Origin of the sequence: Paenibacillus senegalensis JC66 (assembly GCF_000285515.1) — a bacterium.
Lineage (GTDB): Bacteria > Bacillota > Bacilli > Paenibacillales > NBRC-103111 > Paenibacillus_L > Paenibacillus_L senegalensis.
This window is the reverse complement of the sequence record NZ_HE610960.1, coordinates 551,050-558,025: the sequence shown is the minus strand read 5'-3', so window position 1 is coordinate 558,025 and position 6,976 is coordinate 551,050. Positions and strand designations below refer to the sequence as shown.

5 protein-coding genes are annotated in these 6,976 nt (G+C 43.5%); all 5 read left to right on the top strand.

Translation table 11 applies throughout. The features are described 5' to 3' along the window. The first annotated feature begins 128 nt into the window (after window positions 1-128). The 5 genes from PSHG_RS18240 to PSHG_RS18210 all read left to right on the top strand — a co-directional run bounded on the left by PSHG_RS18240 (window position 129) and on the right by PSHG_RS18210 (window position 6,414). Entirely contained in the window at window positions 129-1,700 is a 1,572-nt protein-coding gene (locus PSHG_RS18240) for a GGDEF domain-containing protein (protein ID WP_010275856.1), read from the top strand. 12 nt (window positions 1,701-1,712) lie between these two features. Further along, window positions 1,713-3,077, top strand: a complete 1,365-nt coding sequence (locus tag PSHG_RS18235) for a purple acid phosphatase family protein (RefSeq protein ID WP_010275852.1) — start codon at window positions 1,713-1,715, stop codon at window positions 3,075-3,077. Between the two features lie 621 nt (window positions 3,078-3,698). Next, window positions 3,699-4,511, top strand: coding sequence for a GNAT family N-acetyltransferase (locus PSHG_RS18225; protein WP_010275849.1), 813 nt, complete (start codon window positions 3,699-3,701; stop codon window positions 4,509-4,511). 163 nt (window positions 4,512-4,674) lie between these two features. Then, entirely contained in the window at window positions 4,675-5,484 is an 810-nt protein-coding gene (locus PSHG_RS18220) for a GNAT family protein (protein ID WP_010275846.1), read from the top strand. A 330-nt stretch (window positions 5,485-5,814) separates the two neighbouring features. Continuing rightward, window positions 5,815-6,414, top strand: a complete 600-nt coding sequence (locus tag PSHG_RS18210) for a DUF1062 domain-containing protein (protein ID WP_010275840.1) — start codon at window positions 5,815-5,817, stop codon at window positions 6,412-6,414. The last annotated feature ends 562 nt before the right edge of the window (window positions 6,415-6,976 follow it).

Sequence of the window (6,976 nt, the reverse complement as noted above, 5' to 3'; positions counted from 1 at the left end):
ATCAGCCAAACTATCCCGTAACATCACGGCTGGGCCGTCCTTGTTTTTAGCTGCAGCAAAGATGACAAGGGTAGAGAGCTTTGGAGAGTGAGGCTGCTATTGGCTTTTCAAATAGGAGTGGACTGTCTATGAAGTTTAGTTTCAAGAGAAAGCTGATGATGATTATGGGCATTTTCAGCATTTTATTGACGCTTGTTACATCGCTTGTCCATAAGCAAAGCTGGGAACGCACTTTGCTGGCAAGATACGAGAACGAATCTGTGCTGATAGAAGATATTATTGTAACCGCAGTTTCGGATGCAGATAAAGCTTTTCGTATCCTCGACAAAAACCTCGAGCCCAAAATGCGAGCTTATTCAGAAATATTGGCAGCCAAGTACCGTGAAAACCCGGATCTGTCATCGTGGGATTATGCGGCTTTGAAGCAGCAGTTTGACGGGATGGATATTTATGTTATTGATGAGACGCTGACGGTATTGTACAGCAGTTATCCGAATGATATTGGGTTGTCATTTCGCAAAAAAGGCAAGCCGTTAAGCGAATTTGCCCAAATCTTGACTGATCGGATGCAAGGGGATAAATTTGTGGCGGACGGAATCGATCATGAAGTGAACAGCGGGATTATACGGAAGTACAGTTATATGCCGACTCACGATCATAAATATTTGCTTGAGCTTGGAGTGAAGCTGGAAGACAATCCAATCATTGAAAGCTTTAACTTTCTCGAGGTATACCAGAATCTAAAAGAGAAATATAATTATGTTAATGATGTAACGGTATTTGCCACTTCGGGCAAAGCGATTGGCAAATCGGGTGCGGACGGCAAGTCGCTGGTGGTTGCCGAAGAAAACCGGCCTTACTTCGAGCTTGCCTATACTGAACAGGTTGTTCAGGAAGTGGAAGGAACGCTTCATGGCGAACCGGTCATTTATCGTTATGTCCCCTATAACGTAGATTTTGACAGTGATGTAGAGATGCATACGAATCGGAGGATCATCGAAATTGTCTTCAATGACAATGAATTGCACGCTGAGCTTCGGCAGATCAACCGTATAGTCCTTATCCAGTTTTTGGCGACGATAACCCTCGCTTTACTGAGTGCTTACGCCATTACGAGACTTATTGCCAGGCCAATGTATCTGGCCTCCCATGATTTGCTGACCGGTCTGAATAACCGTGCGGTGTTTGAACATTCGCTCATGACAAGCATAGAGAAAAATGGAAAGAAGAATAGAAAAACCGCGCTGCTGCATGTCGATCTCGATAATTTCAAGCAGGTGAACGACAACTTAGGACATGACGCAGGAGACCACTTGCTGAAAGAAACGGGGAGGAGGATTCGTTCTGCCGTCCGTAATCCCGGCGACACGATTGCGCGTATTGGCGGCGATGAATTCGTTGTCATCCTGAATGATGTCCGCGATGAGGAGGCAGCCGTGCAAGTTGCTGTACAGATTATCGCAGAATTGCAGCGTCCGCTTGAAGTTCAAGGCATTGATATTGTACAAAACTGCGAGATGACCGCATCTATCGGCATAGCGCTAGCTCCGGATCATGCTGAGGATTCTGAACATTTGTACAGATGTGCGGATTTAGCGCTATATCAAGCAAAGTGGAGCGGTAAAAATACAGTTTGCGTATATAGCGATCGGATCCGGCGGATTGAAAATGTGGATACAATCCCTGAGCAAGGGGAATGAGAGGTGGAGTGATTGGACTTCAAAAACAAATCCTGGCTTATTTTTGCAGCTGTTGCTGTGCTGGTCGGCGTGACCTGGCTAGCAGCCGGACAAGGGCGGAATGAAAGCAGAGAGAGTGAGGAGAACGCTGTGAATCATCAACAGCAGCCAGGGGAAACGAATGCACCCGACCAGGAGACTGCTAAGACAGGCAGACCGGATGGAAATGCGGAACATAGTCCGCAAGCCATTGTCACGACATTCAGAGGAGATCCGCGAACCAGCCGCGCCTTCACCTGGCACACAGAGACACCTTACGAGGATCCCGTGCTGCAGGTTGTAAAAGGAACAGATGCTGCAAACTTTCAGGATCCAGCTAGGCTGCTGGAGTTTCAGGGAGAAGCTTCAAAGCTGACCCTGCATGACGGGAAAATCAAAGGGATATATAAAGCAGAAGCGACAGAATTGGAGCCTGGGGAAAGCTACCTGTACCGAGTGGGTGATGGAAATGAGGCGCGGTGGAGTGAAGCGGCTGCGTTCAGGACAGAACCAAATAACATGGAGGGCTTCACGTTCATCAATGTTGCAGATTCACAAGGGGTAACCGAGCAGGATTTTGAGCTATGGCGTAATACACTGGAGGAAGCGTTCCGCCAATTTCCTGAAGCGCAATTCTTGATTCATAATGGAGATTTAACGGAAAATCCTGAGGATGACGCTGCCTGGAATCATTTGTTGAATAAAGCACGCCCCTGGACAGCGAGTGTTCCGTTAATGCCGGTAACAGGCAATCATGATCAGGTGGACAAGCAAGCGGCTGCTTTTATCTCTCATTTCCATTTGCCAGATAACGGAGCTGCAAATCTTCTGCCGGGGACGACCTATACCTTTGATTACGGTCCCGTCCATTTTGTGATGTTAAATTCGGAAGGGAAGTTCAAGGAGCAGGCGGAATGGCTTAAGCGGGATTTGGAAGTTAATCGCAAGCCTTGGGTCATCGTTGCTATTCACCGGCCTGCTTATGGCGGAAATCAGACTAAGAAGGTGATCAAGCATTGGGTGCCTTTGTTTGACGAATATGGCGTTGATCTTGTGCTGCAGGGTCACAATCATGAATATTCCCGCTCTTATCCGCTAAAAAATGGGGACATTACATCGTCGGATGGAAGCATGGCATCATCGGATGGAACTGTATATGTAACGATAAATACTTCCGGACAGAAGTTTAACGAGAAAAAAGAGAGTCAATTTTATCACAAGGTGCATTTGCAAAACCGGAAACAAATGTACGCTGCCATTACCGTAACTGACGATACGCTGTCCTATCAGGCTTATGCGGTTGATGGCGAGCTGGTGGATGAATTCGAGCTTGAACGTAAGGACAGGCAGGAGCCGTAACGGCGAATTCGGTATATGTTGGGGAAGCGAGGGGGAAGAAAAGGCAAACTGTCGTTTCCTCTATTGGACGGAAGATGAGTGGAAGAGGATGGTATAATAGGGAAAGGTTTGTTGGTGCGCAAACGTAATCCGGAATCATCGCGAGCTCTAATAGCTGGTAAACCTGTTACAAGGAGGATGTTTTGCCCTGCAAGATGCGTTTTCTGCGCCGCAAGATTTCCTTTTTGCGCAGCTAGATGTCCTTTCTCTGCGCTAACGCTCGCCCTCGCTCTTATTTGTGACAAAAAGCCCGGAAAACCGTGATCTGAAGCAGAACTCCATGGAAAATGATGAAAGGAACGGACGGGGAGGGAGGAAGATCACAAGTGAATTGTCTTTTATTTGATTCCGCTGATCAGGAAGCATTAGAAAAATTCATAGATGTAATGTATGAATATAGAGGATTAAACTTTGACCCATTAAAACTGCATTCAGATATTCGTCAGATTGACTAGACACAATGAAAAGCTCTACAGCAGCACAGGCAATATTTCAGAAGTTTGGATTTCGGGAGATATCGAAATATAACGATAATGATATTGCTGAGCTATTTTATGAATTAAAGATAGGGTGTTGTAAAAATTGATTATTGAACTGGCGAAACCAGATTATTATAAGATCAAACATATCGCGGATAGTTGCAAGAATATTGAGGTTCTTGCTGTCGCTAACGGGAATAATCCCGGACGGATTTATGTCGATGAATGTGATGAACCTTCAGCAGCTTTAGTCTGGATCGAAGGTCAACAAGGATTTCAGATCGTAGGTGATCCGCAAAGCCAGCCATTCCTTTTGAGTTTAGAGGGTTACATGAGGGACCATATTGAACCTTACTTAAAAAAACAGGATATAAAGCATGTTGAGATTGGTGCTGAGATGGATACATGGAAGAAATCACTTTCATATATATTTAAAAACCGCCGCCTCTCAAGCGATATTCAGCATGTATTCTGTCTGGAGACATTACAGTCAATTGAACCTTCAGACGATGGGATGACCATTAAAAAGCTGGATGCTGACGTGTTGAAATCAAGACGGTTGAAAAACCACTCATTTTTAGAGAAGAAACTATTGCGTTTTTGGGATTCTGCAGATTCTTTTCTCTATAATGGATTTGGCTTTTATGCTGAGGTTAATCATTATTTGGTCAGTGTTTGTTTTTCTTCGTTTGTTGCGGAGCAAATGCATGCGATCGATATTGAAACTGCGGAGGGATTCAGAAAGAGGGGTTATGGCACCGCAGTGGCAAAATCATTTGTCCAAGAATGTATTCAAAAAGGCATTCAGCCTTACTGGGATTGTGCCCCGGATAACGCAGGGTCTATCCAATTGGCGAAAGCTATTGGGCTGTCCCCTAAATTTGATTATCAAGTATTTTGGTTTGCTTTGGAATAAAAGTTTGGCAGCCAAAAGAAAGGGAGAAATTCGTTGTCAGGAATCCTGCTAAAATATCTTGCAAAAGATGCGAATGAAGAGATTAACAGGCTGGAAGAACGACTTACTGATACAGTAAAGAAGTAGGTGGTTGATTTCCAATTCTACTATAATGAGGTGGAGCATGGAAAGTATTTTACCTTCCCCTGAATTAATAGCGGCAATCGAACAGTCAGAGAAAGATTATATGAAAGACAGGATGGAAGCTATTCAGAACCGGCAGGGCAATCCTGAAGGTGTCGAGATTGCTTATTTTGGGAATGCCATGTGTATTTATAGCAAAACTATGCCTTGGCCTGCTTTTAATACGGTCAAAGGGTTTTCATCAGCGGACTTGGATTACATCGATGAAATCATTAATTTTTATAGAAGGAAACACCGTAAGGTGCAATTCGAGATTGTACCGTCCAGAGTTGACAAGCGAACACTGGAAGAGCTAAATGAACGGGGTTTGTACCAATCTGGTTTTCATACTTCATTGTATTGTTCACCTGTGAAGGAAAAGTTACCTGCTCTCAACCACGTACAAATTAAAGAAGTGAAAGAGGAAGACTTTGCTGCCTACGCAACAATTCACTGTCGTGGAACAGGGTTGCCTGACGATGGGATCCCTTATGTTGCGGAGAATAATCGGATACTGTATCATCGCCCGGGCTGGAAATTTTATATTGCGTATGTTGCCAATCAACCAGCTGCGGCAGGGGTAATGTACAGCAGGAACAGGATCTGTTCATTAACTTTTGCGGCAACTTTACCGGAGTACAGAAAGCAGGGCCTACATAAGCATCTGCTGAAAACAAGATTAAACGAATCAGCAAATCAAAAGTGTGAATGGGTCGTTGGGCAATGTGCTTTTTTATCCCAGAGTCATAGGAATATGGAATCGGTCGGAATGAGATTGGGATATGTAAGAACAACATGGACAGAACGATAATGAGGGTAAGCGTAATTGACATTTACATGCAGAGAATTTATGATTTGAAAAAGGAGAATTGGAAAGGTGGACTCTATTTTGCCAGCATACTTGTAATGGTTAAGGAATCGAATAGTGCAGTTCTCTGTTGGAAATCGAGTTTCCAAACACGGGAGAAGTGCGTCTATTTTAACCATTACAGGGAACGCAAGGTAATCTAGTTACCAATATTCCATGCGGAGTACCCATTAGATGGGGGTACTCTGCTTTTTTTTGTATATGGAAAATAAACTTTCTCCATTAACAGCATTATCGGCGTTCCTCTGAATAAATAAGTGGAGGAACCAATAAATGAATAAATCTAAGGAATATAATTTCGAAATCGAAATCATTGCAGAAGAAACACCACAAGTAATAACTAATTGCCATAAATGTAAGAAGCAAACGATGTTTTATTGCAGTGACAAGTTTAGAGTGAACGCTCAGCAGAAGAATATCGATGTCTGGCTCATCTATAAATGTGCATACTGTGACAGTACTTGGAATTCCCCAGTTTTATCCAGACTGCACGTGAATAAAATCAGTCGAGAGCTGCATCAAAAATTTATGAGCAATGACCGGGAGACTGCTTGGGAGTATGCCTTCCAAATTGAGAAGCTAAGGAAACTGTGCAGTAGAGTAAATACCGACATAAAGTATAGGGTAGCAAGCAAACAGATCAAGCCAGAAGCCGGGGACATAACGATTAAACTTATCTCCAAATACAAATTTGGTCTTAGATTAGATAAGGTGTTGGCAGAGATACTTGGAATACCAAGACCAAAGCTATGCCAATTGGCCGAAAGCGGAGAAATTCTAACAAATCCCCAGGTCAGTATTAAGAGCAAAATAAAAGATGATCTGAAAATTACAATCAAAGCTCTAGAACTAGGAGATACGAAACTAAAATAACCTGAGCAATGGTTACAGAGCTACCCAAGACCGAGAGACACAATAAGACCAACATTACGATAGAAGGGGGAAAAAAGAAGCACCCCTTCTATCGGTTAAACATTTATTGGTGGAAAGGGGCATGAAACATATCAAATCATCAAGGACCGAACCATTCATTTCGATGATCGGGAAGAAGCTCGGGAGGCAATTCGGAACAGCAAGAGGCAGTGAAAATTGTAATTCAATAATTAGATAGCGTTAAGTTGATTTGTCCGTTTTATCAATAACGCCCCACATAATGACCGATCTCGGTCGGGGAATCGCGCCTCAATCCCATAACTTGCTACGAAATTTCGTCTGAAACACTGGCTGCAGATGGCTGCAGGCCCTTAATAGCTTAAAGACCTTGCATTTGTACGATTTGTCATACAAATCTCGGACAATCGCACTCCAATCCCTTGCATTTGTACGATTTGTCATACAAATCTTGGGTAATTGCCCTTCAATCCCATACTTTTGTACGACGTTTCATACAAATCTCCGGTATTCGCACTTTAACCCATGCATTTGTACGACATTT

What these genes read in the sequence shown, in the direction of transcription:
- PSHG_RS18240 (WP_010275856.1), top strand. Translation starts at nt 129, where the DNA reads ATGAAGTTTAGTTTCAAGAGAAAGCTGATGATGATTATGGGCATTTTC.
- PSHG_RS18220 (WP_010275846.1), top strand. Translation starts at nt 4,675, where the DNA reads ATGGAAAGTATTTTACCTTCCCCTGAATTAATAGCGGCAATCGAACAG.
- PSHG_RS18210 (WP_010275840.1), top strand. Translation starts at nt 5,815, where the DNA reads ATGAATAAATCTAAGGAATATAATTTCGAAATCGAAATCATTGCAGAA.